The sequence below is a fragment of the Chryseobacterium sp. MIQD13 genome (genome assembly GCF_050496705.1).
Taxonomy (GTDB): Bacteria; Bacteroidota; Bacteroidia; order Flavobacteriales; family Weeksellaceae; genus Chryseobacterium.
The window spans coordinates 42,624-68,151 of record NZ_JBNWAF010000002.1; the positions used below are offsets into that span (position 1 = coordinate 42,624).

Here is a 25,528-nt window from a genome sequence, read left to right on the forward strand (position 1 = left end):
ACAAAGTTATAATTTATTTTTAATCTGCCAATTTTTTTTTGAAATTTTTAATAATGACTTTTGTGATCATTACAATCATATAAATTATTAACTTTAAGAAAATAGAATTGAGTCAGTATTAGTTTAAAAGAATTCTATGGACATTTTAAAAACATACTATGGCCGATATATTAATAGATTATTCTCAAATACAATTACAGGAAAATATTCCTTTGAGTGAGGAAGAGATAAAGAATTTTGAAGAGGAGCGAAAAAAACTGGCTAAGTTAATACCAACTGTATTAGGTATTTCTACATTCATTGTAATCGTTTTTTGTGGTTTCATAAAAGGTTTCAGCACCTTCAAATTCTATGAATATATGCTATTTGCGGCAGCAGGATTTGCTCTGTTTCTTTTTACTTATTTGATTTCTTTCTTAGTAACCGGCTATGACAGTCATAATTGGAAAAAAGATAAAATCCACGGAAAAAACAGATTGATAAGCATAATTATTAACCGTGATAAAACGGAATACGGAGAATACCTGTCTTTTGCAGGGAAATCTAAAAATGATATCATAAGACTTGAGGTTGAGCTGGAAATTTATTCCCGTTATCAAATAGGAACAAGAGTAGAAATAGAGTATTTAAAGCATGGAAAAAAGGTTCTTTCCATTCATGAACTTTGAGCTGACTATCACAAAAAAGCCGCTGAAATGATCAGCGGCCTGTATAATTATGACAAATAAAAATTTATTTTACTCTTAATCTCTCTTTAATAGATTCAATATTTTTCTTAGCAGAATCTTCAAGAATCAGACTTGCACTCATATGAATCCTTGCCGGCATCAGCTCATTAAAATGGTCTGTTCCTTCCCAGGATACCTTTTTGATCAAAGCCAGTGCATCACTGCTTCTGGAAGCCAGCGTCTGCATGAACTTTTCTAATTTGGAATCCATTTCTTCAATATTTTCGGATACGGAATGATACACGTTGTGCTGTTCTGCCCATTCCGCCGATCTGAAATCTGCATCAATAGCCATTGCAGAGAACTGAGATTTTCCGATCTTTCTTTCTACATAAGGCCCGATTACAAAAGGTCCGATTCCTAAATTGATTTCCGTAAGTGCCAAAGCTGAATCTTTAGTTGCAAAACAGTAATCTGCCCCACAGGCAATTCCTACTCCACCACCGGTTGTTTTTCCCTGAACTCTTACTACGACAATTTTTCCGCAGTTTCTCATAGCATTCAGAACTTTTGCAAATCCTCCGAAAAATTTTGTAGATGCTTCTAATTCTTCAATCGCTAAAAGCTCATCAAAACTGGCTCCTGCACAAAATGCTTTTTCACCTTCACTTTTAACTAAAATAGCTTTTACCTCTTCTTTAACTCCTTCATCCAGAATGGTCTGGGCCAATTTCTCTAAAATAGCTCCCGGAAGTGAATTGCTTTTCGGTGTTCCGAATGTAATTTCGGCAATATTGTTTTTAATTTCTGATGCTACGAATTCGTTCATTTTTATTTTAATTGGATTCTTACAAAAATACTAAATACCGTTCTTTCAGAGAAATTATAAGATACAAATTACGGATTAAAATCAAAGTCTTTTTATATCCCGGATCTCTATTGACAGGGAAATGTAAACATTCATTAGGTATAAATACGGACTCCCCAATTTGGTATTTTCTACTCTAGTACTGCCTTTCTATATATTGTTCCTTTGACTTATCAAAAAAACTAACACCGGCGGAATCCGAAAAGCCATGGAACAGAGTAGGAAAATTTAATAACTGAAAAAACTATTATTATGGACGAATACATGGGAATTGTAAAACTATTTGCAGGAAATTTTGCACCAAGAGGCTGGATGTTCTGTGACGGAAGAATATTGAGTATTTCTCAAAACTCTGCCCTATTTTCTTTGTTGGGAACAACGTACGGAGGTGACGGTATCACTACTTTCGCACTGCCTAATCTCATTGGACGTATGGCTTTAGGAGCCGGAAATATGAGTTCCAGTAAGTCTTATCCATTGGGAATTGTTTCCGGAACAGAGCAGAATACATTGCTTCAGCAAAACCTGCCAAGTATCGGAGGGGGATTTCAATTAAAAGTAGCTAATGCAAATGCTACCGTTTCTACACCGTCTGCCAGTACTTCAATTGCTATAACAGGAAATCAGGTAGGGAGAGATTTTACTGCCGTACCAAGTTTTGTGCAGGCCGATCCGGATACTGCCATTAATGTAAAATCAATCTCTTATACGGGACAGAATCTTCCTGTAAACAATATGCCGCCTTACTTAGGGCTTAACTACATTATTTGCGTAGAAGGCATTTATCCGTCACGCAGCTAAAAAACAACTTATTCAAAACCTAAATCATGAAAAGAACTATTTTTTTAACCATTTGCAGTCTGCTGATATCTTTATTTTCTTTTGGGCAGACCAGTACAGAGCAATTTGAAACGGAATCTCATGGAAGTGCAAGTTTTACAGACAATGGCGTGATCTTTAATATTATCTCCCATGTAGGAACTTTTGATATTCAGGGAAACTATCCGGGTACAGGATGGAGCGGAACCGCCAATGACAACCGGTATATTGATAATTCGAATGATGCTGCCTCACCGCCTTCTTTCAGTATAAAGACTACATCAAATTTATTTAAGGTAAACAGATTCTGGATGTATTTATCTGCCCTTAATCTGGATTTAAATGTTACAGGAAATATAACGGTCACAGGAAAACTAAGCGGTGTCACTAAATTTACCCAGACGAAATCCAACGGATTTGCAACATCACTGGGCTCTACCAACGGATATACCCTGATTGATCTTACCAATTTAAACGGCCAGAATTATTCTAATATAGTCATTGATCAGCTTCAGATTACATTAGGCGGAAATTTCAGATATGCAGGATTAGATGCATTTACCTGGGTAAAAGACAGTAATATCGTACTGGCAACGAATGAAACAGATTCTTTACAAAAAGGAATGAGCATTTATCCTAACCCTACCAGCGGCCTGCTTTCTATTAAAACGGAAAACAATGCACAGGCTGAAATCTACAGTCAGGATGGAAAACTGCTGAAAAATCTTGATATGAAGAAGGGAACCAATCAGACAGATATCTCAGAACTTCCGAATGGTGTCTATATCCTCAAAACTCCATCAGGATCTTCAAAAATCATTAAAAAGTAAAAATTACATAAGTGATTTGTATCCGAAAAGATTCTAATGCATAAATGAGAAATTCCCTGACTCTTCAGGGAATTTTTATTTTTTCAATGCCAGGATATATTTGTCAATGTACAATTGTTTTTCTTTTGATTTATACTGCTGGATATATCTCGGATGCTCCAGAACAGTCATCTTTTCAAATAATTGAGCTTCTTTATTAAGAGCTGAAATAAATTCTGCATTCTTTTTGCCAAGAATAAAGACTTCGGAAGTATCTACACCTAAGCTGATATGCTTCTTCAGGGAATCTATCATAAAATCCTTTACCGCTTCAAAGAGTCTTTTATCATCATAATAATTGGCATTCAGCCAACCGTTTTTCGTTTTTCTTACAATGGCCAGCGGAAAAGGTGAATTGATATAAACATCATGATAAAATTCTTCCGGTCCTCCGTATTCAGCAATCATATCATAAACAACAACCGAGGAAACTTCATGGGTCCGTGCTGAATTCATTCTGATACCACAAACACTTTCCAGTCTTTTGGTATCGGTAAACGGAACTCCGGTAACTCCTGCTCCATGACGGCTGGGATTGATTCCAATAAGAAATTTTCTCCGGCTCAGATCATTATAATATTTGTGATAGAATTCTTTCATCACCATCATTGTCTCCGGGTTGTCCAGATACGGATTCATGACCTCAAAGCCATCTGGGAGATCTCCTGAAAACTGAAGATTTCTATTGAATTCTATGACTTTATCGGCAAATGTTTTCATTGAGTAGCATAATAAAAAACAATGTAGCAATTTATTACTAAAGTGCTACATTATTGTATTGATCTATTTAAAAATAAAATTACTCTTCTATTCTTGTGTCTATGAATTCATAATTCTCATTATTTTGCTCAAGAGACATCTGAGATGCTTTAAATTTTACATGATCTTTATCTATAACCTGGTAATCATAGACATCGGTTTTACCGTCTGCTTTATGAAGTTCGTAGAATTTACCGTCTTCAACCCACCATTGTCCTTTTTCTGTAAAAGTTGTAGTCTTCCCGTCCTGTACAGCAACAAATAATAAAAGGAATTTACCATCATCTGTACGATGCATTATCCAGCTTTTATGCATTCCTGCAATCTGCTGATCGTCTTCTTCTCCTTTCCAGCTTCCTACGAGCTTTATGTCTATCTGATTCTTCATATTATCTTTTTTCTGTGCAAAGAGTACCACAGAAAAACATATCATGATCATAACGCTTAATTTTGTTTTCATTTTAGTTTATTTAAAAAATATTAATACATGCATTTCACTGTTTACTGGAATTCCTGCTGTGGTAGCGGACTTCCATTTTGATTTTTTAACAAAGTCTTTCAGCTTTTTGATGAAGTATCCCGAAAATTGATAGTTATCTTCATTCTGAAAACTAATTTCTACCTGAGGTTCAGAAATATTACCGTCCTTTTTAAGTATGAAATTAGCTTCCATTGACGAATATAAGTCCTTTTCTTTCCTGAAAGCAAATTCGTCAGGATATTCAGTTTCATTCCAAAAATCCTTTTCTACCAGATCAAGTGCTTCACTATAATCATTTGATTTTGCATAACGTGAGTTCATATCGCATTCCTCGAAACTGAAAATATCGTTTTTCTTTTTGTTGACATAGGAAATTTCTGCTATTTTTCTTAAAGAATCAATAAAGTTTTCACCATGTCTTCTAACAATTTCTTCCTGCATTTTTTTGCCATAACAATTCTGTTTTGAATATGGTACTGTACAATAATACAAACTTTCTCTCGGTTTAATGGAATATAACGCTAAAAGAGAATCCAATTCAGCATCACTTCTGTACATTTCTACCATACCAAAAACATGAGTATAAAAAATACTGTTGTTTTTAATATCATTAGCTGCTTTTTTCTCTTCTGCATTACATAAAGAATCCCAATATTTTCTTTCGTCTTCTTCCATTGCATAGGAAACTCCGGCGAGTGGAGAATATTCTGTCTTTGAAACACTTTTCTTTTTAGAAACACAACAGACAAGAAATAAAACTGTGATAAGATAATAACAGATATTGATTTTCATAAATTTGGGTATTATAAAAAAGCCACAAAAGGTAATCAATTCCCTTTTATGACTTTTTCATTTTAGATATTGTAATTAAATCAATCCAAATTGCTCAAAATGGTGTGTAAAATGCTTTTTGTGCATTAGTTCCCACATTTCTTTATTCAGCTTTCCGAAAACAAAATTCGTATGCTCTGCCTGCGGATTCTCTTTATAGTAAATTGAATATCTTTTCAGGGTATCAATGAAAGACTGTTTTGCAGCTTCAAGGTTTTTATGCTTTAATTCCAGTAAAGCTTGATCTTCGGCGATGAAAGGAGCCGGGAAATCTTTCGGCATCTTTCTGTGGCTGTAAAGGGAATCCTGCCATTTTTCCAGCTGCTCTTCCGGAGTGAAGCATTTATCGGCTTCCGGTTCACCTAAACTTACCAGAACTCCATGCTCCAGATGTTCAATCATTTGCTGAGGAGACATTTTACCCCAGTTTGCAGAAGTGTTTTCTGTCAAACCATTCAATATTTTCTGAACATTTTTCACATTCAGATCAATGAAAGGAGAATGTTTTGCTACCAATGTTAAGATAGTTGCTACACAAACTACCTCGTCTCTTTGATTCACAACCTCAACCAGCCATTTTACAACACCGGAAGGAATGTTTCTTCCTTTTACCCCTCTGTTAATTTTTTCTTTTGCTGTTAAATAAACTGTGATGGTATCTCCTGCGTATACAGGCTTAAAGAATGAACAGTTTTCCAATCCGTAATTTGCAATAACAGGTCCTTTTTTACCTGAAACAAACAGTCCTGCTGCCGCAGAAAGGATGAAATATCCGTGAGCTACTGTTTTATCAAAAATAGTTCCCGTTAAGCTTGTAGCATCAGTGTGGGCATAGAAATGATCCCATGAAACATTGGAGAAATTAACGATATCAGCATCAGTAACGGTTCTTCCGGCTGTTTCCAGAGAATCTCCTACTTCAACTTCTTCAAAATATTTCTGGAACGGATGCTTGTCTGAGAATTTCTTTTCCGCACCTTGCTGGTAAACCTTCGTGATAGCAGTCAATACATCCGGAGAGCCTTGAATTGCTGTTTTCTGAAGGAAGAAATGAAGACCGTTCAGTCCACCCATCTCTTCACCTCCTCCGGCTCTTCCCGGACCTCCGTGCATCAATGTAGGAAGCGGTGATCCGTGACCTGTGCTTTCTTTAGCATTATCCCTGTTCAGTACAAAGATTCTTCCATGCTGGGAAGCCATTTTCCATGAAGTTTCTGCAATAAAGTTTTCGTCATGGGAGATAATAGATCCTACCAGACTTCCTTTTCCTCTTTTTGCAAGAGCTGCAGCTTCTTCTGCATCTTTGTAAGGCATTAAGGTGGAAACCGGTCCAAACGCTTCTACATCGTGAGAGATGTTTTTTTCGAAAGGCTTGTCGTTCAGGAATAATTTAGGACTCATAAATGCTCCGTTATCGTAATCTGCATCTACAAGTTCATGTTTTCCGTCATAAACCAGTTCTGTTTCTGCTTTTAAAATATTTACTTTTCTTACCACCTCATCGTACTGCTGCTTTCCTACAAGTGATCCCATTCTGGTTTCTCTGCTCAGCGGGTTTCCGATTTTGGTCTGGTCTAAAGCTTTAGATAAAGCATTCTGAACATCTCCGATGAGGTGTTCAGGTACAATGATTCTCCTGATGGCAGTACATTTCTGACCTGCTTTGGTCGTCATTTCGTTACGTACTTCTTTGATGAACAGATCAAATTCAGGGGTTTCGGGTTTTGCATCCAGACCCAGAATTGAACAGTTCAGGGAATCTGCTTCCATATTGAAACGTACTGCATTTCCGGCAATGGAAGGCATAGATTTCAGTTTTCTTCCAGTGTTGGCAGACCCTGTGAAAAGTACAGAGTCACCATCCTGAACATAATCCAGGATATTTCCCGGCTCACCACAAACCAACTGAAGTGCACCTTCCGGAAGAACTCCGCTTTCGATCATATCCTGAAAAACAGCGTTCGTAAGATAAGAACCGTAAGGAGAAGGTTTAACAATGGATGGAACACCGGCCAGTAGTGAAGTGGATAGTTTTTCCAACATCCCCCAAACCGGGAAGTTATAGGCGTTGATCTGAATAGAAACGCCCTCACTTGGTGTTAAAATGTGAGTTCCCAGAAAAGTTCCGTTAGCCGAAATCTTCTGAGTTTCCCCGTCTACCCAGAACGGAGTATTCGGAAGCATTCTTTTTGCCAATCCGGAGTAGGTAAAGAAAGTACCGAAACCTCCTTCTATATCTACCCACGAATCTGCATGGGTAGCTCCGGTTTTATATGATAATTCGTAATATTTTTTCTTTCTTTCCAAAAGGTAAAGGGCTACTTTTTTCAGCATTTCACCTCTGTCGTAGAAGGTCATGGAAGATAGGTTTTTGTAGCCTACTGTTCTTCCGTAGTCAAGAGCCTGCTCAAAATTAAGTCCTTCCGTATCCGAAACAGCAACCTGCTCCCCTGTAACGGCATTGTATAAAGGCATTCCGTTTCCGGTACCTTCTATCCATTCTCCGTAGATATAGTTTTTTAGTTTTTCCATATTATTTTTAACTTTTTACTTGACTTTTATTTTCTAAGATGACTTATCATTTCATGTCCTGAAATTTCAGGGCTTCTTTCAGTGTATACTTTTTATATTCAATACCTGTCATATCTTTAGCATACTCTTCTATGGTCTGGGTAAATCCGGAATTTTTTCTCAGCTCATTGACATGGCCAGGATTTTTTATTGGCCATACGAATGACAGTGTTTCCATTTTTCCATCTTTTGTTGTGAAAAATGAACGGACCTGGGTCCCATAAATCTGTTCTTTGTTTTCGTACATTAACTTTCTGTCCAGCATCATAGCATACAGTCTGAACGGCAGTTCTTTCTCGTCTGCTGCTTTTTTAATCAGAGGAAGGTATTTTTCAATCTCAGGGGAATGTTGAATAACATACCATACGGCTTTATTTTCAGGCTCTCCTACCATAGACTTTCCCGGATAACCATATTTTTTAATGATTGTCTCAACTTTTATAAGGTTTTCATGATCCTGATCATTCATGAGTTTAGACAACCGTGCTCCAAGATCAGCATTGGTTATATTTCTTTCTGTCATGATCTCTTTTTTCCTTTCCGGAGTAATATTTGGCTGCATCATCTCCCGATAGACCTGATCGTCTTTAAAGATCTGTGCAAGTTCTTTCTTAAGCTCTGAATTGAGTGGCTTTTCTTCCATTTTCTGGCCATTCATTAAAACAGAAAAGAAAATGGCTGTTAATAAATACTTCATAGATTCTGCTTATTTTGGTTCTTTATATGGGAATAATTTCACAAGGCCTTCATATAAACTTCTGTGAAGGATCGTGGCATGATTATCTGTTTCCATCATTTTATATTCTACGGTCCAGTTCTTTTTGCCCGCTTTTTTAAGGGTTTCGTAAAGAGCTCCTGCATCCTTTACCATTACAGGATGTTCATCTTTTCCTACAGAAACATAGATGAATTTCTTGGTATCCTTGCTTTTGGAAAGTAACTGTGGTGCCTGTTTCAGCAGACTCTGATCATCCCACCATAAACTTGGGCTGATGATAAAATAATTGTTGAACATTTCCGGCTTTTTAAAAAGGATTTCAGTTGCAAGAAGTCCACCCAGCGACTGTCCAAACAAATACTTATCCGTTGTTTTATACTGGCTTCCAATGTAAGGCAATAATTCTTTTTCCAAAAAGTCAATAAACTTATCGGAATGCCCTGTTGTAGGATAATCCTGTTGCAGGTCTTTTAAATCCGTATGATAGGTAAAGTCCCTTTTTCTGTCGATATTGGCAATTCCTACTACAATGGTTTCCGGCATTGCATACATTTGATTGAAGAACTGCACCAAGCCAGTGACATGAATAAAATCTTCATTCATTGACCCATCGAGAAGATAAATAACCGGGTATGATTTTGTCTTGTCAAAATTCTGTGGAAGATAAATATTTAAAATTCTGTCTTCATTTAATATTTTAGATTTTACTGTCCGTATTTCTCCGATAGTCAGAGGTTTTACATTTTCATTCTGGGCTGAAACCATAGATTTAAATGTAAACAGAATACTGCAGAAAATGAGAATTCTTTTGATCATATTAGTTTTCGTTTTATAACAAAAACCTTACAGGTTTGAACCTATAAGGCTGAATAATTTATTTATTTCAGATCTGCCCAGATGCTGTAATCAACAGTTTTGGTAGCAGTCTGCTCTACATATTCTGAGAACGGCTCACATGGGAGGATAGCTTCTTTCCCTTCTCTTGCCAGCTGCTGATAGAGCTTGGTTCCTTCCGTTTTCCAGTGGATCATTTCATCAGATACGTCACGGATAATTTTGGCAGGACTTCCTACGATCAGCTTTCTTGGTTCGCATGTGAAATTTGCAGGAACAAAGGCCAAAGCTCCAATGATACATTCGTCACCGATGACTGCCTTATCCATCACTACGGAATTCATCCCCACAAGGCAATTTTTACCGATATGCCCTGAATGGATGATAGCTCCATGTCCGATATGGGCTGATTCTTCCAAAATGGTTTCAATATTCGGGAAAACATGAAGGGTACAGTTTTCCTGAACATTGGCTCCGTCTTTAATGATAATTTTCCCCCAGTCGCCGCGGATCACTGCATTCGGGCCGATATATACTTCTTCACCGATTTCCACATTTCCGATAATCACCGCCTGCGGATGAATATAGGCCGAGGGCTTGATGATGGGACGGATACCGTGGTATGAGTAGATGTTCATAAAAAATTTTTTAAAATTTAGTGTAACAATGTATCAGTTTATCAATGTACCAATTTGAAAATTTTGAAGTTTCGCTAATATTGATACATTATTAGATTATTACATTGAAAAAAGTTATACTTTTTCGATAACCATTGCATAACCCTGTCCGACACCGATACAAAGGGTACATAGTGCATATTTTTTGTTTTGCTTCTCTAATTCAATAGCCGCAGAACCTACGATTCTTGCTCCTGAAACGCCCAGCGGGTGTCCGATAGCAATAGCTCCTCCGTTTGGATTTACTCTTGAATCATCATCTTTTAACCCCAGACTTCTGGTAACGGCCAGAGCCTGTGCTGCAAATGCTTCGTTCAGCTCGATGATATCCATATCATCAAGGGAGAGGTTTAATCTTTTTAATAATTTTTGTGTAGCTTCCACAGGTCCGATCCCCATAATTCTTGGTTCTACACCAGCTACAGCAGATCCCAGGATCTTAGCTTTGGGTTTTAAACCATATTTTTTTACGGCTTCTTCACTTGCTAGGATAAGGGCTGCTGCTCCGTCATTCATTCCTGAAGCATTTCCGGCGGTTACTGTTCCTTCTTTCCTGAAAGCAGGACGAAGTTTGGCAAGACCTTCCATTGAAGATGTCGGTTTAATGAATTCGTCTGTATCGAAGATTTTAGGTTCGCCTTTTTTTTGTGGAATTTCAACGTTTACTATTTCTTCAGCCAGTCTTCCGTTCTCCTGAGCTTTTGTAGCTTTCTGCTGAGACCAAAGGGCAAATTTATCCTGATCTTCTCTGCTGATATTATGAATATCCGCAAGATTCTCGGCCGTTTCTCCCATTCCGTCCACACCGTAAAGTTCTTTCATTTTGGGATTGACAAAACGCCATCCGAAAGTGGTGTCAAACATCTGGCTGTCTCTTCCGAAGGCAGAACCCGGCTTAGACATTACATAAGGAGAACGTGTCATATGTTCTACTCCCCCTGCAATATAAATTTCGCCTTCTCCTGCTGCAATGGAACGGAAAGCATTGGCTACTGCGGACATTCCGGAAGCACAAAGCCTGTTTACTGTTTCACCTCCGATTTTGTAAGGAAGTCCGGCCAATAAAAGAGCCATTCTGGCTACGTTACGGTTGTCTTCTCCCGCCTGGTTAGCACATCCGAAAATAACATCTTCAATTTCATCTGCAGGTACTTCAGGGTTTCTAGTCATAATTTCCCTTATAACCACTGCTGCCAGATCATCAGCTCTTACTTCTGATAATCCGCCCTGTAGTTTTGAAACTGGAGTTCTTACGTAGTCTATAATGTATACGTTATTCATAATATTTTAAATGTAATAATTTAGTAATGTAACAGTTTAACAATACTAAATTGACTGATTTTTATTTAAACTTGTACTTAATATTTTATAAATAATTTTTCCTAATTCTATAATCTGATGTTCTAATTTTTCATCAAATGGATAATTTTCAGAATGCTTACACAGATATAACCAATATTTAGTTTCTTCCAATTCTTTGGCTGAAATTTTTATTTTGTTGATAAAATCATTTTTACTGTGAGGGTTTTGAGCTTCAAATGCATTGGCTCCAATGCTTGTTCCAGAACGTAACAATTGTTTTGCGATAACAAATTTTCTTTTTTCTTCCAACAACTCACAAAACTCAATGAGATCTAAAGAAAATTGAACGGTTTTCTGAATCAATGGGTTATTTTCAAAATTGATCATCATTATAATTAAATTGTTACACTGGTAAATTACTACATTGCTATATTCAACTTTATAGTTCAGTTACTTTTTTCCCGATTTTATAAACGGTTCCGACAAATTTTGCGATCAGTTCACTGTTCTGATTGGTGATCTTTATGTCGTAAACAGCTGTTTTTCTGGTGTCGTTCACAAGAATGCTTTCTGCTCTGAAAACATCACCTTCTTTTCCTGCTCTGGTAAAATTGATGATACAGTTCAGGGCAACGGCCGCATCTCCGGAATTGTTGGACGAAAATGCCAGCGCAGAATCTGCAAAAGCAAAGGTAACTCCTCCGTGAACCGTTTTAAGCCCATTCAACATTTCTTTTTTGATGGGCATTTCTATTAAACAATAATTTTCTTTTACTTCAATCATTCTGATATTCATCCATTGGGAAAAATAATCCTGATCGAACATATAATCTGCAACTTGTCTTGGATTCATCATTTTATTTAATTACACTGTCCCACCATTTTTGAAAAAAGATATCACATTTTTCAAATCTATTACTGGATTCAGAATTAATATCAGAGCTATATAAGCCTAAAATTTTTGCTTTGTTTTTACTAATAAAATTTAAATTATCTGTACTGGCATCTGCAACAATTTTTCTTTTATTGAAAAGAGTATCTCCATCTTCAGTAATCAAATATCTGGGCTTATTATATGTATTTAATTCGGTATTATCTATCTCCCAAATGTTATTAGCAGTAAAGTAGGCAATAAGGTCGTGGTATTTCTCCTGAGCTGGTTGTTTCTTTATTTTATTAAACTTAATTTTTCCTTTTTTATAATAACTCTCCCAAACTTGCCATCCATTTTTATTTAAAGTGATAATCTTATAATAATTTTTATTCCCTAGCCAATATCCTATACGGTGATGGCTGACAACAAAATCAAATTTTTTGGAAAAATCAATTAAATCTTTATTGTACAGTGAATCATTTTTGGAATAGTTATGCTCAAATTTTGGAATTTGCCCGTTTGCAAGAAATCCTATAAAAAATGATAATATAAAAATTCGTAAGATCCACATGGCCTTATCTCAATTTTTTCAATAAAGGGCTCTGCCTGTACCTTTCTTCCTGGTATTCTTCGTAAAGATTCTGCAGGGTTTCGGAAATCTTTGAATAACCGATTTCTTTTCCCCAGCTTAATAATCCTTTTGGGTAATTTACCCCTTTCTGCATTGCCAGTTCAATATCTTCATCATTGGCAACACCTAATCTTTTGGCTTCTACCGCTTCATTAATGAGCATTGAAATAATTCTCAAAAAGATTTGCTGATATAGTGTATCATCTTTCCGGGTAACCGGTTTTTCTGCACCTTCAGCGTAATCGTAGAAACCTTTTCCGGTTTTCCGCCCGTGAAGTTTGGCTTCGGACATTCTTTGCTGAAGCAGAGACGGCTTGTATTTCGGGTCGTAGAAGTAATCTTTATAAACGGTAGTTGTTACTGCAAAATTCACATCAACACCAATTAAATCCATCAGTTCAAAAGGTCCCATTTTGAAGTTTCCAAGTGTTCTCATAGCTTCGTCCACCTGTTCCGGAGTTGCGATATTTTCTTCAACAATTCTCAAACCTTCGCCATAGTATGGACGAGCGATTCTGTTGACGATAAATCCGGGAATATCTTTAGCAATCACAGGCATTTTACCCCATTCCTTCATGAGGTTATACATTTTATCAGCTAATGATTTTTCTGTTAATAAAGATGGAATAATTTCAACCAAAGGCATCAGCGGAGCCGGGTTGAAAAAGTGAATTCCGATAAAACGCTCCGGCTTTTTTAATTCTGCACCGAGAGAGGTGATAGAAATGGATGATGTGTTGGAACCTATAATACAGTTTTCAGAAACATAAGTTTCAAGTTCTGTAAATACTTTGGTCTTTATGTCTTTGTTTTCGATGATGGCTTCTATGACAAGATCTGAATTTTTCAGATCCTTTAGCTCCTCACCTTTTACGATATTGTTTCTGATTTCTGTGGCTTTTTCCTGAGAAATTTTAGCTTTTTCAACTAATTTCTGAAGTGTTTTCTCTAAGCCTGATAGAGCTTTATCTATCTGCGGAGCATTGGCATCGAATAAAACGACTTTGCATCCTGCTGTTGCAGCCACCTGAGCAATTCCTACGCCCATGGTTCCTGCCCCAATAATTCCTACGTTCATTTTTACTTGTACAATGTATTTATGTAAAAAGTATTCATGTAAAATCCTTAACACATTTTACATGAATACATTCATACGAAATTTACTTTCCTTTATAGTCAGGTTTTCTTTTCTGTAAAAAGGCGTTTACCCCTTCGATGAAATCTTCTGTCTGTGCAGCTTCCTGCTGCAGATCACCTTCTAAATCCAGCTGTTCTTTCAGCGTGTTGTTATAAGATTGGGCAAAAGCTTTTTTCGTCAATCTAAGAGCAGCAGTCGGCATATTTGACATTTTCTCAAGGATTTCCATTGATTTCGGAGAGAACTCTTCTTCGGTGAAAACCTCGGCTACCAATCCGTAAGATTTTGATTCTTCAGCTGATAATCTTTTGCCTGTAAATGCTAAATAATTAGCTAGCTGTCTTCCCAATAGTTTTGGTAAGAAATAAGTTCCTCCCGTATCAGGAATCAGTCCAATGTTTGAAAATGCCTGGGCAAAATAGGATTTATCTGCTGCCAGAACAAAGTCACAGATCAATGCCAGCATAGCACCTGCACCTACTGCAGGACCGTTTACCAATGCCACAACAGGTTTTTTGCAACGCGTGATCTCAGTCACCAAAGGATTGTAGTAATCCACTACAATTTTTCTGATGATATCATTATCATGGTGTACATTACCCTGTACGAAAGCATCATCCAGATTCTGACCGGAACAGAAAGCTCTTCCTCTACCGGAAATCGCCACACATCTTACTGTTGGATCTTCACTACATTCTTTAATGAAATCTTTAAGATCGGATAAAGATGGTTTTGTAAGTGCGTTCATTGTTTCCGGCTGATTGAGGTAGGCAATTTTCAGTTTTCCGTCAAAATGCGTTTCAATATCAAGTTGTGTGTACATAGTTTTAATTTTATAATTACTTCTACTAATTTACGTATAAAAATGCAGCAATGTATCAGTTTACCGGTCTAACAATATTTAAAGCATTCAAATTGTTATATTGTTACATTTCCAGATGGCTACATTAATTTTAGTGACACTTAAAATAATCAAAAGGTTCCAGGCAGTCCAGACACTGATAAGAAGCCTTACACAGGGTTGATCCGAACCTGCTGATCTGCTTTGAATTCATAGAACCGCATCTCGGACATTTTTTAGGTTTTCCGATATGATGCTCGTCTGCTCCTTTTTCAGGAGGTGTGATTCCGTAAATACGGAGTTTTTCTCTTGCTTCATCCGTTAACCAGTCTGTTGTCCATATCGGAAACATTTTGGTTACCACTTTCGCATCCCAGCCGTTTTCCTTCATGATCTTCATGATATCTTCCTCAATGGTGAACATGGCAGGACAGGCAGAGTAAGTGGGAGTAATGGTTACTTCGCAGGTATTTTCACCTGTAACCTTTGCATCTCTTACAATACCTAACTCCACAACATTAATCACCGGAATCTCGGGATCAGGAACCTGGGATAGTATGTTTAATAAATTATTCAATTTTTAATTTAAAAAATGTATCAATGTAACAATATTGGTATATTAATTTACCAAGTACATCCCGGATAAGCTCTCTGCATATACTGAAGTTCGCAAAGAATATATCCGAAATATTCTGTATGATATCCTGTTCTTGATTTAGGCTGCATAAATGGATTTTCCGGAAATGACAATCCATATTCCTGGAAATCTTTTGTTGTAATGGCTACAAATTCTTTGTACAGCTCATCAACATTCGGAGCAATATTTAAAGCAATTAAATCATCTTCTCCCTCTACTTTTGCGAATAAACCTTTTGTGTATTCCCAGATATTCTCAATAGCTTTTACCAAACGTTCACGGCTTTCCTCTGTTCCCTGGGCAAAAATTTTCATCCATGAGGAAGCGTGTGTGTAGTGATATTTTACTTCTTTCAAAGACTTCTGAGCCAATGCTGAAAGTTCTTCATCAGCAGAATTTGACATTGCTTCATACATCAGTTTCTGATAAACAGAGAAAACATATACTTTAAGAACAGTCTGTGCATAATCTTCATTAGGAAGTTCTACCCAATGTGCATTTACGTATTCATGTTCGTATCTTAAAAATGCCAGATCGTCTTCACTTTTACCGTTATCAGCAACTCTTGAAGCATACTGATAAAAGTTATTTGCCTGCCCGAGTTCATCCAAAGCAATATTGGTCAGTGCAATATCCTCCTCCAGATAGGGACCTTCGCCACACCATTCGGATAATCTCTGCCCCATGATGAAACTGTCGTCTGCAAATTTTAATAAATAATTATATAATGGATTCATTATTTTAGCTTTTAGTTTTTGGCTTCTAGCTTTTGGCAAATTGCAAGCAGCTAACAGCCAAAAGCTGTTTTACATATTTTTTACATCATTTGGAATATCGTAGAACGTCGGGTGACGGTACAATTTATCATCTGCCGGATCAAAGAAAGATTCCTGATCCACTCCTTCTGAAGTCACAATATATTTACTTGGAACTACCCATACGCATGTTCCTTCCTTTCTTCTCGTATAAACGTCTCTTGCGTTCTGCAGAGCCATTTCTGCTGTTGGTGCCTGAACTGTTCCGGCGTGTTTGTGGGACAATCCCGGTTTAGTCTGAATAAACACTTCCCACATATCTAAATTTGCCATAGTCAAATTTTAATTTTAAATTTTAGATTTCTAATCATTTATAGCGTACCAATTATTTTTAAGCTTAAAATCATTCCCGCCATTTTTCACATTATACTCCAATTGTTCTATCAAACCTTTTTGAGTAGTGTAAATTATTGCGGAATAATGATCTACAAGTCCGCTGTTTGTATAAAAAGTTATTGTTATATTATTCCTATCTTTCAAATCGCCACTTACAATAAAATGTTCACAGTATGAAAAGTCTAAATCCTCTGGAATTTTATTAGCTCCTTCTTCATAATTTTTAGAATTTGAAGATACTCTGTTTACTATTTCAATCAAATCTTCTTTATTGTCATCCCAAATTTTTGGAGTTGCTTGTGTTCCAGTAAAGAAACATGCTGTACAAAGAATGGCAGATAATAATATTTGGAATACTACTTTCACAAGTTATAGTACTTCTTCGTTCTGCTTTTCTGCAAAAGCAGCCGCCGCTTCTTTCACCCAACTGTTTTCCTGCTGTGCCTTTACTTTTGTATCTAATCTTTTCTTATTACAAGGACCGTTACCTTTCAGGATTTCCATGAATTCATCCCACGGAAGTTCCCCGAAATCGTAATGTTGTCTTTCCTCATTCCATTTCAGGTCTTTATCCGGAATGGTTAATCCTAAGAATTCAGCCTGAGAAACGGTAACGTCGATAAATCTCTGACGAAGACTGTCATTACTCTCACGTTTTACTCTGTAATTCATAGAAATTTTAGAGTTTGGAGAACTGTCGTCATTCGGACCAAACATCATTAAAGCCGGCCACCAGAAACGGTTTAACGAGGCCTGAGCCATTTCTTTCTGCTGTTTCGTACCACGGCAAAGTGCCATTAGGATTTCATAACCCTGTCTTTGGTGGAAAGATTCTTCTTTACAGATTCTTACCATCGCTCTTGAATAAGGTCCGTAAGAATTTCCCATCAGCATTACCTGATTCATGATCGCAGCACCATCTACCAGCCAGCCGATAGCACCGATATCTGCCCAGCTTAAAGTAGGATAATTGAAGATACTTGAATATTTTGCCTTTCCTGAAAGCATATCATCATAAGTAGCATCCCTGTCCGCTCTGATGGTTCCGTTTCCTAAGGTTTCAGTAGCAGCATAAAGGTATAGACCGTGTCCTGCCTCATCCTGAACTTTAGCTAAAAGAGCCATTTTTCTTCTTAATGAAGGTGCTCTTGAGATCCAGTTTGCTTCCGGCAGCATTCCTACAATTTCGGAATGGGCGTGCTGTGAGATCTGTCTTACCAAAAGTTTCCTGTAATCATCAGGCATAATATCTTTTGGCTCCACTTTATTTTCTTCGTGAACGTATTGAACAAATTTTTCTAAGTCCATCTTTTATAATTTAATAATGTATCAATCTAGCAATGTATCAATGATTGTTACACTGTTATATTTTTACATTGTTACATTTATTTTTTAAACATCATAATTAAGCATCACCACATTGGTAGTCGGGTGACATTGACATGTAAGAACGTAACCTCTGGCTACTTCTTCTTCGGTAAGCGCAAAATTCTTCTCCATGAAAACTTCTCCTTCCAGAACTTCTGCTTTACACGTACAGCACACTCCTCCTTTACATGCAAAAGGTACAGGAAGATTGTCTTTTAATGCTTTATCTAAGATACTTTCTTTTTTGGAATTCAGGTGGAAAGAATATTCATCGTCGTCAATGATGACCGTTACCATACTTTCGATATTGGCTATGGCTTTGAATTCATCACTCATCTCTTCCGAATTTTCTTCGTCAGGAGCGGTAAAATATTCAAATAGAACCTGAATGGCCGGTACTTTTTTATCTTTTTTCAGATAATCAGCAATACCTTTGATCATTTCTGCAGGTCCGCAGATGAAATAGGTGGCTTCTTTTACATCAATGTCCGTATATCTTTCAAATAACTGTTCCAGTTTTTCAGCAGAAATTCTTCCTTCGAATACCGGATCTTCATGTTTTTCACGGCTAACCAGATAAATAACCTTCAGTCTTCCGTTGAAATGCTCAACCAGTTTATCGATTTCAGCTCTTTTCATTACATGGTTCATACTTCTGTTGCTGTAGAAAAGATAAGCATTGCTGTTCGGCTCCTGATAAAGGCTTTCTTTAATGTTTGATAAAACAGGGCTGATTCCGCTTCCTGCCGCTAAACCTACATAGGTTTTCACATTGGTAGGATGATAAGAAGTATTGAAACCACCCATCGGAGGCATTACTTCCAACACCTCATCCATGTGAAGATGTTCATTGAAATAGCCTGAAACTTTTCCTCCTTCCAAAAGTTTTACCAGTACTTCCAGGGTATTGCTTTTTTCGCTTGGGGCGTTGCAGATAGAATAAGAACGTCTTTCTTCATTCCCGTTGATCATCATACGGAAATTAAGATACTGTCCCTGCTTGAACCTGAATTTATCCTTCAGCTCCTCCGGAACTTCTACTGCTACGTTTACCGCCTCAGGAGTATCTTTCTGAACCTTTACCGTTTTAAGTTTATAAAATGAATTCATTATTTTTTAAGTATTCTATTAATTTTTCCGCCTTCGCACTTTGGAAGGCTGTCCTGGGCATGAATCTTTACTTTCGTGGTAATTCCTACCCTCTTTTTTATTTCGTTTTCTATGTTTTTTCCAAAGCTGCCGACAAAATTAAAATAATCATCGGTTCCTGCATATATTTTTTCGGTTTTCACCAGTTCATCATCAATTTCTACATCAATATCTAAAGCTACACACATCTGCTCCTTTTCAATTGGCGTAAGGTAGTAATTCGGAACTACTCCTTTTACGTGTGAGAATGCTTCTTCAATCTGGCTTGGATATACATTGACCCCTCTTACGATCAACATATCATCTGCTCTTCCTTTAATTGGTCTCATTTTCACCATGCTTCTTTTGCCATTTTCATCATAATAGAGACTTGTGATATCATTGGTCCAGTAGCGTAAAAGCGGCATTGCTTTTTTCGTTAAAGTCGTAATAACGAGAACCCCTTCTTCTCCAAAAGGAACAGGTTGCTTCGTCACCGGATCCAGAATTTCAGGATAGAAATGATCTTCCCAGATATATGAGCCTCCTTTTTCTTCAAAATCCTCCATGGAAACTCCAGGGCCAATAATTTCGCTTAAACCATAGATATTGGTTGCGTGCAGACCTAATCTTTCTTCTATATGGCTTCTGATAATCTCCGTCCATGGTTCTGAGCCTAAAACAGCATATTTCAGACTGATCTGATCTGCAGAAATCCCTCTGTTGGCAAACTCATCAGCAATTGTTAATGCATAAGACGGTGAACAACAGATTACTTCAGGTTTAAAATCAAGGATCAGATCTACCTGTCTGGCGGTCATCCCTCCTGAAATAGGAAGAACGCTCATTCCTAATTTTTCTGCACCATAATGAAGGCCCAGTCCACCTGTAAAAATTCCATATCCATATGCATTATGCAACTGCATTCCCGGTCTTGCCCCTGCTGCATATAAAGATCTCGCAACTACCTCACTGAAAAGATCCACATCTTCTTTTGTGTAACCCACTACTGTCGGTTTTCCGGTTGTTCCGCTTGAACAGTGAATTCTTTGCAGCTCGTTTTTCGGAACAGTAAATAAACCGAACGGATAGTTGTCCCTCAAATCCTGTTTGTAAGTTATCGGAAGTTTCGTGATATCTTCAATGGTCCTTATATCCTGTGATGATATTCCTGATTCATTAAATTTTCCTCTATAAAATTCTGATCTCTCTCCAAGATAGCTTACCAAACTTGTCAACCGCTCAGCCTGAAGCTGTCTCAACTGGTCGAGCTTTAAATATTCAACTGAAAAATCCATATCCACTAACTAACATTTGTTAGGTGTAAATTTAAAAAGAAATTCTATGCTGACAAAATTTTTATGACTTTTATCACATTTTGAATGATTCTAAATAATTGAATACTTATAGAATAGGGAAACTTTAACCACAAAAGGAACAAAAGTTTTTATGTATTTAATTTATTGAAATAGTTTTTGAATAAAATCATTACTTCTGATTCCCTAATAACCCATAAAGAAGTTTTGCTCTAATCTCATCAGTGATTTCAGAAGTGGATTCTGTATTTCTTTTAAACCAGAAATAGGAATTGTTAAGGGTATGAAGAATAAATCTTGTGGTAAAAGTAGGTGATTTCAGTTCCCAGTTTTCTGCTTTGTAAATTTCAGAAATCAATTGCTCTACTTCATTCTGATAATTTTTCCGCAATTCTACAAATTCGGGAAGTCTTTCTTCAAGATGCCGCCATTCATTGGAATAAATATGGGTAACATCACGGTTTTGAAGTACCACAGACAAATGTTTATCCAGAAATAGATTTAGTTTATCTTTTGGGGGCATGTCTGTATTTTTTACCTCCTGGAGTTCATCAAAAAAGTCCTGGGCAATTCCAAAGCAGATCCATTCCAGAATTTCTTCTTTTGAACGGATATGAGCATAGAGCGACGCGGCTTTGATATTAAGCTTTGTGGCAAGGTCTCTAACTGAACTACCCATATAACCTTTCTCTTTGAAAAGTTCTACTGCCACGTCTAAAATTTTCTTTTGTTTTTCTTTAAGCTCCATCTGGTAAAATGCAAAAGTAATTATTCTGAGGTAAATACGTTAATTTAACGCTATGATTTTAAACACGGAAGAGGGAGTTTTTTTTAACCACCCCGTCAAATCTGTGATTTGCCACCCCTCCGGTGGAGGGGAATTCCGGTTAAGTTTATACGAACAAACCACCAAATACGAACTTTTTTCTACTTTCAGCATTTAATGTTTTTATTCAATATGACGGTTTTTCCATTATTTCAAAGAAAAAATAAAGGAATCGGAAATTTTGTCAAGTTAATTTATCATTAAAAATAGATAATTCGGAAATTTTGTCCATATTTTTTATAAATTTAATAATTGAACAGTTTTTGAGATAAAGTAATCGATTAAATGATTAAATAATTGATGGCATTAAGAAACTGAGCCTTAGAATTTAGTTTCTTGATGTCTTTTTAAAAACAGAACCAAAACAAAATATTACAAAAAAGATAAAAAATATGAACTTAAACCAATATACTGTAAAATCACAAGAAGCCATCCAGGCAGCACAACAAACTGCAATGGAATTTGGCAATCAGAGTATTGAACCACAACACATACTTGAAGGTATTTTTCAGGTAGATGAAAATATTTCGCCTTTTTTACTAAAAAAATCTGAAGCAGATGCCAATTTGGTAAGAGAGCGCAATCGTGAAAATATAGAGAAGCTTCCAAAAGTTCAGGGAGGAAATATTTACCTTTCACAATCAGCAAATAAAGTTTTGCTGGATGCTCCGAATGTTGCAAAAAAAATGGGTGATGAATATGTAACGATTGAACATTTATGGCTTTCATTATTGGAAACCAGTTCTGAGGTATCTAAAATGCTAAAGGATATGGGGGTTACCAAAAGCCTTTTGGAAGGTGCTATTAAAGAATTAAGAAAAGGAAGTAAGGCAACTTCTGCAAGCTCAGAAGAGACGTACCAGTCTTTGAATAAATATGCTAAGAACTTCAACGAATTAGCAGCAGAAGGGAAGCTTGATCCTGTGATTGGGCGTGATGAGGAAATCAGAAGAGTGCTTCAGATCCTTTCCAGAAGAACCAAAAACAACCCTATCCTTATCGGGGAACCGGGTGTAGGTAAAACAGCAATTGCTGAAGGAATTGCCCATCGTATTATTTCGGGAGATATCCCTGAAAACCTTATGGATAAGACATTGTACTCATTAGATATGGGTGCTTTGATTGCCGGAGCAAAATATAAAGGCGAATTTGAAGAGCGTCTGAAATCCGTAGTAAATGAAGTAATCAAATCAGAGGGGCAGATCATCCTTTTCATTGATGAGATCCATACTTTGGTAGGAGCCGGAGGCGGTGAAGGTGCTATGGATGCAGCCAATATTTTAAAACCAGCCTTGGCAAGAGGAGAACTAAGAGCTATTGGTGCCACTACTTTAAATGAATATCAAAAGTATTTTGAAAAAGACAAAGCACTGGAAAGACGTTTTCAGAAAGTAATGGTAGAGGAACCAGATACTGAATCTGCCATATCTATTCTCCGTGGTATAAAAGATAAATATGAAGCTCACCATAAGGTAAGAATCAAAGACGAAGCGATTATTGCTGCGGTGGAAATGTCTCAGAGATATATCTCAGACCGGTTTTTACCAGATAAAGCGATTGACCTTATTGACGAGGCTTCTGCTAAATTAAGAATGGAAATCAATTCAAAACCGGAAGAACTTGACGTTCTTGACAGAAGATTAATGCAGCTTGAAATTGAGCTGGCCGCCATTTCAAGAGAAGGCAACCAGACCAAAATTGATCATGTAAAGGAAGACATTTCAAAAATTTCCGAAGAAAGAAATGAAATCAATGCGAAATGGCTTAAAGAGAAGCAAAAATCTGAAGATTTAACTCAGATTAAAAAAGATATCGAGTCTCTGAAACTGGAAGCAGAAAAAGCATCAAGAGCAGGAGATTATGCCAAGGTTGCTGAAATTCAGTACGGAAAGATAAAAGAAAAGGAAGATGCTCTGCAAAAACTGGAGCTGGAGATGCAGAATCATCAGAATGAATTAATCAAGGAGGAAGTGACTTCTGAAAATATTTCTGAAGTAATTGCCAAATGGACGGGAATTCCCGTTACAAAACTTCTTCAGTCTGAAAGGGAGAAATTATTAAACCTTGAAACTGAACTTCATCATCGAGTTGTAGGACAGGATGAGGCTATTACAGCGGTTGCAGATGCAATCAGAAGAAACAGAGCCGGATTAAGTGATGATAAAAAACCAATCGGATCCTTCTTATTCCTGGGAACGACAGGTGTAGGTAAAACCGAGCTGGCGAAGGCATTGGCAGAGTTTCTGTTTGATGACGAGAATAATATGACAAGGATTGATATGAGTGAATACCAGGAAAGACACAGTGTTTCAAGACTGGTAGGAGCTCCTCCGGGGTATGTAGGATATGATGAGGGCGGACAGCTTACAGAAGCAGTAAGAAGAAGACCCTACTCTGTGGTTTTGCTTGATGAGATTGAAAAAGCACATCTTGATGTATTCAATACTCTTCTTCAGGTTCTGGATGACGGACGTCTGACAGATAATAAAGGCCGTGTAGTGAATTTCAAGAATTCGATCATTATTATGACCTCAAATTTAGGTTCACATCTGATCCAGGAAAATTTTGAAAATATTACAGAGGAAAATCAGGATGAGATCGTCAATAAAACCAAAGATGAAGTTTTTGATCTTCTGAAACAAACGTTACGCCCTGAATTCCTGAACAGAATAGATGAAGTGGTACTGTTCCAGCCTTTAAGCAAGAAAGAGATCGGAAAAATTGTTCAGTACCAGCTGCGTGGATTTAATGATATGTTAGCAAAACGAAACATTATTATGACTGCTACCCAGGATGCTGTAGATTACCTGATGAATAAAGGGTATGATCCTTCTTTCGGAGCAAGACCTCTGAAAAGAGTGATCCAACAGGAAGTTTTAAATAAATTATCCAGAGAGATTCTTGCAGGAAAAGTAAATGACGGTGATAGAATCACACTAGATTATTTCGAAGAAACCGGCTTGGTTTTCAGACCGGCAGATCAGTAAAGTAGTTTTTTTCATATATATTATTTTTGTAAGTAAGTGGTGCAGCCCCAATCTGCATCACTTATTTTTTTACTGATAATTTTTATCAATACCATGTGAAATATTAGTAATTTTATTATCGACAAATTACTAACCAAAAAAAATTATTATGAAAAAATTAAAAAGAAATGCACTAAAAGTCATTTTAGGTGGAAGAAAAGACTGCAGATGTATAACAGTAACCTATCCTGATGGTTCCACAAGCGGTAACTGCATTACAGAATACTGCACCGAAATAAGCATTGGATGCGCACAGAAAGAATGTCAACCGGTTCTTGAGCTTTAAAATTAATTTTATGAAAAAGTTAAAAAGAAATGATTTAAGGAACATCAGCGGCGGTGGACCTGCTGTAATAACAGAATGCGATATCGACATGAACTGCCCTGCAGGTTTATGCTGCTCAACAGGAAATATTTGCAGAGATCCCAAAAGATACCCTTGCATTTAAAAAAGAATATCACGATTACGGATTTCCGGTGAAAACAAATAATAAAGTCCTCATACAATTTGGGGACTTATTATTTTAAAGTTTATTCTGCAATCCGTAAAAACACGGAAAATAAACGGGAAAAAACACAACCGTTTACTGCGTATTTTTTACGAAATTTGCATTACTAACTAATATTCTTTTATAAAACTAACGTTATGAAAACAAAACCTACTTCAGGGGTTGGATCACTTGGAAATGTTTCAGGTGAGAATACCATTTCTTCTGAACTTGTTAAGAAATTGATTAGCAATTACAGAGACAATCAAATGCAGGCTGTTAATAAAGAATTGGGAATTACTGATTCTCATGCCATCTGGTTTGATCTTCCCAAACTGAAAAAATTTATTGAGTGTATAGAAAACGAGGCCAGAAATACCAATCCGAATGTTTCTGAAGAAGATTTAGGTATCAGATTCTATTATGCAGCCTATCCTAAAGCTGAAGACTGGGCAATTATGGAAAACCATCCTGTAGAAGTAGAATACGCAGAAAGACATACATTGGTGATGATCCCTACTTTAAAGAAGGAAGATGAAACAGGCGAAATGCTTAATTATGACTTCTGTCCTTCGGGATCAACATTAGCAATGGCAGCAAAAAACGGAAATCCAGGCGATACTGAAACCATTGCAGAAAACCATGGAACATTATCCCCACCACACGATACAAAAGTAGAACAATTCCCATAATCTAATCAATAATTT

At 36.9% G+C, this 25,528-nt stretch carries 29 protein-coding genes; 7 read left to right on the top strand and 22 right to left on the bottom strand.

What is annotated here, in order from left to right:
* Nucleotides 1-158 precede the first annotated feature (158 nt).
* Nucleotides 159-668 carry a hypothetical protein gene (locus tag ACQWU4_RS07275; RefSeq protein WP_429935123.1) on the top strand — a complete coding sequence of 170 codons (510 nt, stop codon included), beginning with the start codon at nucleotides 159-161 and terminating at the stop codon, nucleotides 666-668.
* 64 nt (nucleotides 669-732) lie between these two features.
* Here ACQWU4_RS07275 and ACQWU4_RS07280 read toward each other — a convergent pair whose 3' ends face one another.
* Entirely contained in the window at nucleotides 733-1,497 is a 765-nt protein-coding gene (locus ACQWU4_RS07280) for an enoyl-CoA hydratase/isomerase family protein (RefSeq protein WP_429935124.1), read from the bottom strand.
* Between the two features lie 291 nt (nucleotides 1,498-1,788).
* Between ACQWU4_RS07280 and ACQWU4_RS07285 the strand changes: the two genes are divergently transcribed.
* Nucleotides 1,789-2,337: a phage tail protein gene (locus ACQWU4_RS07285; RefSeq protein ID WP_429935125.1), complete on the top strand. Its 549-nt coding sequence runs from the start codon at nucleotides 1,789-1,791 to the stop codon at nucleotides 2,335-2,337.
* Between the two features lie 26 nt (nucleotides 2,338-2,363).
* A complete protein-coding gene (locus ACQWU4_RS07290) occupies nucleotides 2,364-3,185 on the top strand; it encodes a T9SS type A sorting domain-containing protein (protein WP_429935126.1) in 822 nt (273 codons plus the stop codon).
* 75 nt (nucleotides 3,186-3,260) lie between these two features.
* On the opposite strand, the gene ACQWU4_RS07295 is transcribed toward ACQWU4_RS07290, so the two are convergent.
* From ACQWU4_RS07295 to ACQWU4_RS07395, 21 genes are all read right to left on the bottom strand, one after another.
* The gene (locus tag ACQWU4_RS07295; protein WP_429935127.1) at nucleotides 3,261-3,944 is read right to left on the bottom strand and encodes an SMUG2 DNA glycosylase family protein; all 684 of its coding nucleotides are present in this window, start codon (nucleotides 3,942-3,944) and stop codon (nucleotides 3,261-3,263) included.
* A 79-nt stretch (nucleotides 3,945-4,023) separates the two neighbouring features.
* A complete protein-coding gene (locus tag ACQWU4_RS07300; protein WP_429935128.1) occupies nucleotides 4,024-4,443 on the bottom strand; it encodes a hypothetical protein in 420 nt (139 codons plus the stop codon).
* Between the two features lie 6 nt (nucleotides 4,444-4,449).
* Nucleotides 4,450-5,256 (bottom strand): hypothetical protein, encoded by an 807-nt coding sequence (locus tag ACQWU4_RS07305; protein ID WP_429935129.1) that lies wholly within the window; start codon nucleotides 5,254-5,256, stop codon nucleotides 4,450-4,452.
* Between the two features lie 75 nt (nucleotides 5,257-5,331).
* A complete protein-coding gene (gene paaZ / locus ACQWU4_RS07310) occupies nucleotides 5,332-7,827 on the bottom strand; it encodes a phenylacetic acid degradation bifunctional protein PaaZ (protein ID WP_429935130.1) in 2,496 nt (831 codons plus the stop codon).
* A 46-nt stretch (nucleotides 7,828-7,873) separates the two neighbouring features.
* Nucleotides 7,874-8,563 carry a DUF6624 domain-containing protein gene (locus tag ACQWU4_RS07315; RefSeq protein WP_429935131.1) on the bottom strand — a complete coding sequence of 230 codons (690 nt, stop codon included), beginning with the start codon at nucleotides 8,561-8,563 and terminating at the stop codon, nucleotides 7,874-7,876.
* A 9-nt stretch (nucleotides 8,564-8,572) separates the two neighbouring features.
* A complete protein-coding gene (locus ACQWU4_RS07320; RefSeq protein ID WP_429935132.1) occupies nucleotides 8,573-9,400 on the bottom strand; it encodes an alpha/beta hydrolase in 828 nt (275 codons plus the stop codon).
* 62 nt (nucleotides 9,401-9,462) lie between these two features.
* Nucleotides 9,463-10,056 (bottom strand): transferase hexapeptide repeat family protein, encoded by a 594-nt coding sequence (locus tag ACQWU4_RS07325; protein ID WP_429935133.1) that lies wholly within the window; start codon nucleotides 10,054-10,056, stop codon nucleotides 9,463-9,465.
* A gap of 114 nt (nucleotides 10,057-10,170) precedes the next feature.
* Nucleotides 10,171-11,376 carry a 3-oxoadipyl-CoA thiolase gene (gene pcaF, locus ACQWU4_RS07330; protein WP_429935134.1) on the bottom strand — a complete coding sequence of 402 codons (1,206 nt, stop codon included), beginning with the start codon at nucleotides 11,374-11,376 and terminating at the stop codon, nucleotides 10,171-10,173.
* Nucleotides 11,377-11,421: 45 nt separating this feature from the next.
* Nucleotides 11,422-11,784, bottom strand: coding sequence for a four helix bundle protein (locus ACQWU4_RS07335; RefSeq protein ID WP_429936037.1), 363 nt, complete (start codon nucleotides 11,782-11,784; stop codon nucleotides 11,422-11,424).
* A gap of 52 nt (nucleotides 11,785-11,836) precedes the next feature.
* Nucleotides 11,837-12,250 carry a PaaI family thioesterase gene (locus ACQWU4_RS07340; RefSeq protein ID WP_429936038.1) on the bottom strand — a complete coding sequence of 138 codons (414 nt, stop codon included), beginning with the start codon at nucleotides 12,248-12,250 and terminating at the stop codon, nucleotides 11,837-11,839.
* A 4-nt stretch (nucleotides 12,251-12,254) separates the two neighbouring features.
* The gene (locus ACQWU4_RS07345) at nucleotides 12,255-12,842 is read right to left on the bottom strand and encodes a hypothetical protein (protein WP_429935135.1); all 588 of its coding nucleotides are present in this window, start codon (nucleotides 12,840-12,842) and stop codon (nucleotides 12,255-12,257) included.
* Between the two features lie 4 nt (nucleotides 12,843-12,846).
* On the bottom strand, nucleotides 12,847-13,980 hold the full coding sequence (locus tag ACQWU4_RS07350; protein WP_429935136.1) for a 3-hydroxyacyl-CoA dehydrogenase NAD-binding domain-containing protein: 1,134 nt from the start codon (nucleotides 13,978-13,980) through the stop codon (nucleotides 12,847-12,849).
* 82 nt (nucleotides 13,981-14,062) lie between these two features.
* Nucleotides 14,063-14,863: an enoyl-CoA hydratase/isomerase family protein gene (locus ACQWU4_RS07355; RefSeq protein ID WP_429935137.1), complete on the bottom strand. Its 801-nt coding sequence runs from the start codon at nucleotides 14,861-14,863 to the stop codon at nucleotides 14,063-14,065.
* A 130-nt stretch (nucleotides 14,864-14,993) separates the two neighbouring features.
* Nucleotides 14,994-15,458 carry a 1,2-phenylacetyl-CoA epoxidase subunit PaaD gene (gene paaD, locus ACQWU4_RS07360; RefSeq protein ID WP_429935138.1) on the bottom strand — a complete coding sequence of 155 codons (465 nt, stop codon included), beginning with the start codon at nucleotides 15,456-15,458 and terminating at the stop codon, nucleotides 14,994-14,996.
* Between the two features lie 47 nt (nucleotides 15,459-15,505).
* Entirely contained in the window at nucleotides 15,506-16,294 is a 789-nt protein-coding gene (gene paaC / locus ACQWU4_RS07365) for a 1,2-phenylacetyl-CoA epoxidase subunit PaaC (protein WP_429935139.1), read from the bottom strand.
* Between the two features lie 30 nt (nucleotides 16,295-16,324).
* A complete protein-coding gene (gene paaB / locus ACQWU4_RS07370; protein ID WP_429935140.1) occupies nucleotides 16,325-16,606 on the bottom strand; it encodes a 1,2-phenylacetyl-CoA epoxidase subunit PaaB in 282 nt (93 codons plus the stop codon).
* A gap of 30 nt (nucleotides 16,607-16,636) precedes the next feature.
* The gene (locus ACQWU4_RS07375; RefSeq protein WP_429935141.1) at nucleotides 16,637-17,035 is read right to left on the bottom strand and encodes a hypothetical protein; all 399 of its coding nucleotides are present in this window, start codon (nucleotides 17,033-17,035) and stop codon (nucleotides 16,637-16,639) included.
* A 3-nt stretch (nucleotides 17,036-17,038) separates the two neighbouring features.
* A complete protein-coding gene (paaA, locus tag ACQWU4_RS07380; protein ID WP_429935142.1) occupies nucleotides 17,039-17,977 on the bottom strand; it encodes a 1,2-phenylacetyl-CoA epoxidase subunit PaaA in 939 nt (312 codons plus the stop codon).
* A gap of 84 nt (nucleotides 17,978-18,061) precedes the next feature.
* On the bottom strand, nucleotides 18,062-19,147 hold the full coding sequence (locus ACQWU4_RS07385; protein ID WP_429935143.1) for a 2Fe-2S iron-sulfur cluster-binding protein: 1,086 nt from the start codon (nucleotides 19,145-19,147) through the stop codon (nucleotides 18,062-18,064).
* Entirely contained in the window at nucleotides 19,147-20,463 is a 1,317-nt protein-coding gene (locus ACQWU4_RS07390; protein WP_429935144.1) for a phenylacetate--CoA ligase family protein, read from the bottom strand. Before ACQWU4_RS07390 ends, ACQWU4_RS07385 begins: the two co-directional genes overlap by 1 nt.
* A 190-nt stretch (nucleotides 20,464-20,653) precedes the next feature.
* Nucleotides 20,654-21,229 (bottom strand): TetR/AcrR family transcriptional regulator, encoded by a 576-nt coding sequence (locus ACQWU4_RS07395; RefSeq protein WP_429935145.1) that lies wholly within the window; start codon nucleotides 21,227-21,229, stop codon nucleotides 20,654-20,656.
* Nucleotides 21,230-21,699: 470 nt separating this feature from the next.
* On the opposite strand from ACQWU4_RS07395, the gene clpB reads away from it, so the two are divergent.
* The 4 genes from clpB to ACQWU4_RS07415 all read left to right on the top strand — a co-directional run bounded on the left by clpB (nucleotide 21,700) and on the right by ACQWU4_RS07415 (nucleotide 25,513).
* A complete protein-coding gene (clpB, locus tag ACQWU4_RS07400; RefSeq protein ID WP_429935146.1) occupies nucleotides 21,700-24,294 on the top strand; it encodes an ATP-dependent chaperone ClpB in 2,595 nt (864 codons plus the stop codon).
* 148 nt (nucleotides 24,295-24,442) lie between these two features.
* Nucleotides 24,443-24,619: a hypothetical protein gene (locus ACQWU4_RS07405; protein ID WP_429935147.1), complete on the top strand. Its 177-nt coding sequence runs from the start codon at nucleotides 24,443-24,445 to the stop codon at nucleotides 24,617-24,619.
* Nucleotides 24,620-24,629: 10 nt separating this feature from the next.
* Entirely contained in the window at nucleotides 24,630-24,782 is a 153-nt protein-coding gene (locus tag ACQWU4_RS07410) for a hypothetical protein (RefSeq protein ID WP_429935148.1), read from the top strand.
* 197 nt (nucleotides 24,783-24,979) lie between these two features.
* Nucleotides 24,980-25,513: a hypothetical protein gene (locus ACQWU4_RS07415; protein ID WP_429935149.1), complete on the top strand. Its 534-nt coding sequence runs from the start codon at nucleotides 24,980-24,982 to the stop codon at nucleotides 25,511-25,513.
* Nucleotides 25,514-25,528 lie beyond the last annotated feature (15 nt).

Coding starts and splice junctions, on each gene's coding strand:
- ACQWU4_RS07395 (WP_429935145.1), bottom strand. CDS start 21,229: ATGGAGCTTAAAGAAAAACAAAAGAAAATTTTAGACGTGGCAGTAGAA.
- ACQWU4_RS07410 (WP_429935148.1), top strand. CDS start 24,630: ATGAAAAAGTTAAAAAGAAATGATTTAAGGAACATCAGCGGCGGTGGA.
- ACQWU4_RS07385 (WP_429935143.1), bottom strand. CDS start 19,147: ATGAATTCATTTTATAAACTTAAAACGGTAAAGGTTCAGAAAGATACT.
- ACQWU4_RS07355 (WP_429935137.1), bottom strand. CDS start 14,863: ATGTACACACAACTTGATATTGAAACGCATTTTGACGGAAAACTGAAA.
- ACQWU4_RS07285 (WP_429935125.1), top strand. CDS start 1,789: ATGGACGAATACATGGGAATTGTAAAACTATTTGCAGGAAATTTTGCA.
- ACQWU4_RS07290 (WP_429935126.1), top strand. CDS start 2,364: ATGAAAAGAACTATTTTTTTAACCATTTGCAGTCTGCTGATATCTTTA.
- clpB (WP_429935146.1), top strand. CDS start 21,700: ATGAACTTAAACCAATATACTGTAAAATCACAAGAAGCCATCCAGGCA.
- paaZ (WP_429935130.1), bottom strand. CDS start 7,827: ATGGAAAAACTAAAAAACTATATCTACGGAGAATGGATAGAAGGTACC.
- ACQWU4_RS07275 (WP_429935123.1), top strand. CDS start 159: ATGGCCGATATATTAATAGATTATTCTCAAATACAATTACAGGAAAAT.
- ACQWU4_RS07390 (WP_429935144.1), bottom strand. CDS start 20,463: ATGGATTTTTCAGTTGAATATTTAAAGCTCGACCAGTTGAGACAGCTT.
- ACQWU4_RS07350 (WP_429935136.1), bottom strand. CDS start 13,980: ATGAACGTAGGAATTATTGGGGCAGGAACCATGGGCGTAGGAATTGCT.
- ACQWU4_RS07295 (WP_429935127.1), bottom strand. CDS start 3,944: ATGAAAACATTTGCCGATAAAGTCATAGAATTCAATAGAAATCTTCAG.
- pcaF (WP_429935134.1), bottom strand. CDS start 11,376: ATGAATAACGTATACATTATAGACTACGTAAGAACTCCAGTTTCAAAA.
- ACQWU4_RS07405 (WP_429935147.1), top strand. CDS start 24,443: ATGAAAAAATTAAAAAGAAATGCACTAAAAGTCATTTTAGGTGGAAGA.
- ACQWU4_RS07340 (WP_429936038.1), bottom strand. CDS start 12,250: ATGAATCCAAGACAAGTTGCAGATTATATGTTCGATCAGGATTATTTT.
- ACQWU4_RS07335 (WP_429936037.1), bottom strand. CDS start 11,784: ATGATCAATTTTGAAAATAACCCATTGATTCAGAAAACCGTTCAATTT.
- paaB (WP_429935140.1), bottom strand. CDS start 16,606: ATGGCAAATTTAGATATGTGGGAAGTGTTTATTCAGACTAAACCGGGA.
- ACQWU4_RS07315 (WP_429935131.1), bottom strand. CDS start 8,563: ATGAAGTATTTATTAACAGCCATTTTCTTTTCTGTTTTAATGAATGGC.
- ACQWU4_RS07345 (WP_429935135.1), bottom strand. CDS start 12,842: ATGTGGATCTTACGAATTTTTATATTATCATTTTTTATAGGATTTCTT.
- ACQWU4_RS07415 (WP_429935149.1), top strand. CDS start 24,980: ATGAAAACAAAACCTACTTCAGGGGTTGGATCACTTGGAAATGTTTCA.
- ACQWU4_RS07325 (WP_429935133.1), bottom strand. CDS start 10,056: ATGAACATCTACTCATACCACGGTATCCGTCCCATCATCAAGCCCTCG.
- ACQWU4_RS07320 (WP_429935132.1), bottom strand. CDS start 9,400: ATGATCAAAAGAATTCTCATTTTCTGCAGTATTCTGTTTACATTTAAA.
- paaA (WP_429935142.1), bottom strand. CDS start 17,977: ATGGACTTAGAAAAATTTGTTCAATACGTTCACGAAGAAAATAAAGTG.
- ACQWU4_RS07300 (WP_429935128.1), bottom strand. CDS start 4,443: ATGAAAACAAAATTAAGCGTTATGATCATGATATGTTTTTCTGTGGTA.
- ACQWU4_RS07280 (WP_429935124.1), bottom strand. CDS start 1,497: ATGAACGAATTCGTAGCATCAGAAATTAAAAACAATATTGCCGAAATT.
- ACQWU4_RS07305 (WP_429935129.1), bottom strand. CDS start 5,256: ATGAAAATCAATATCTGTTATTATCTTATCACAGTTTTATTTCTTGTC.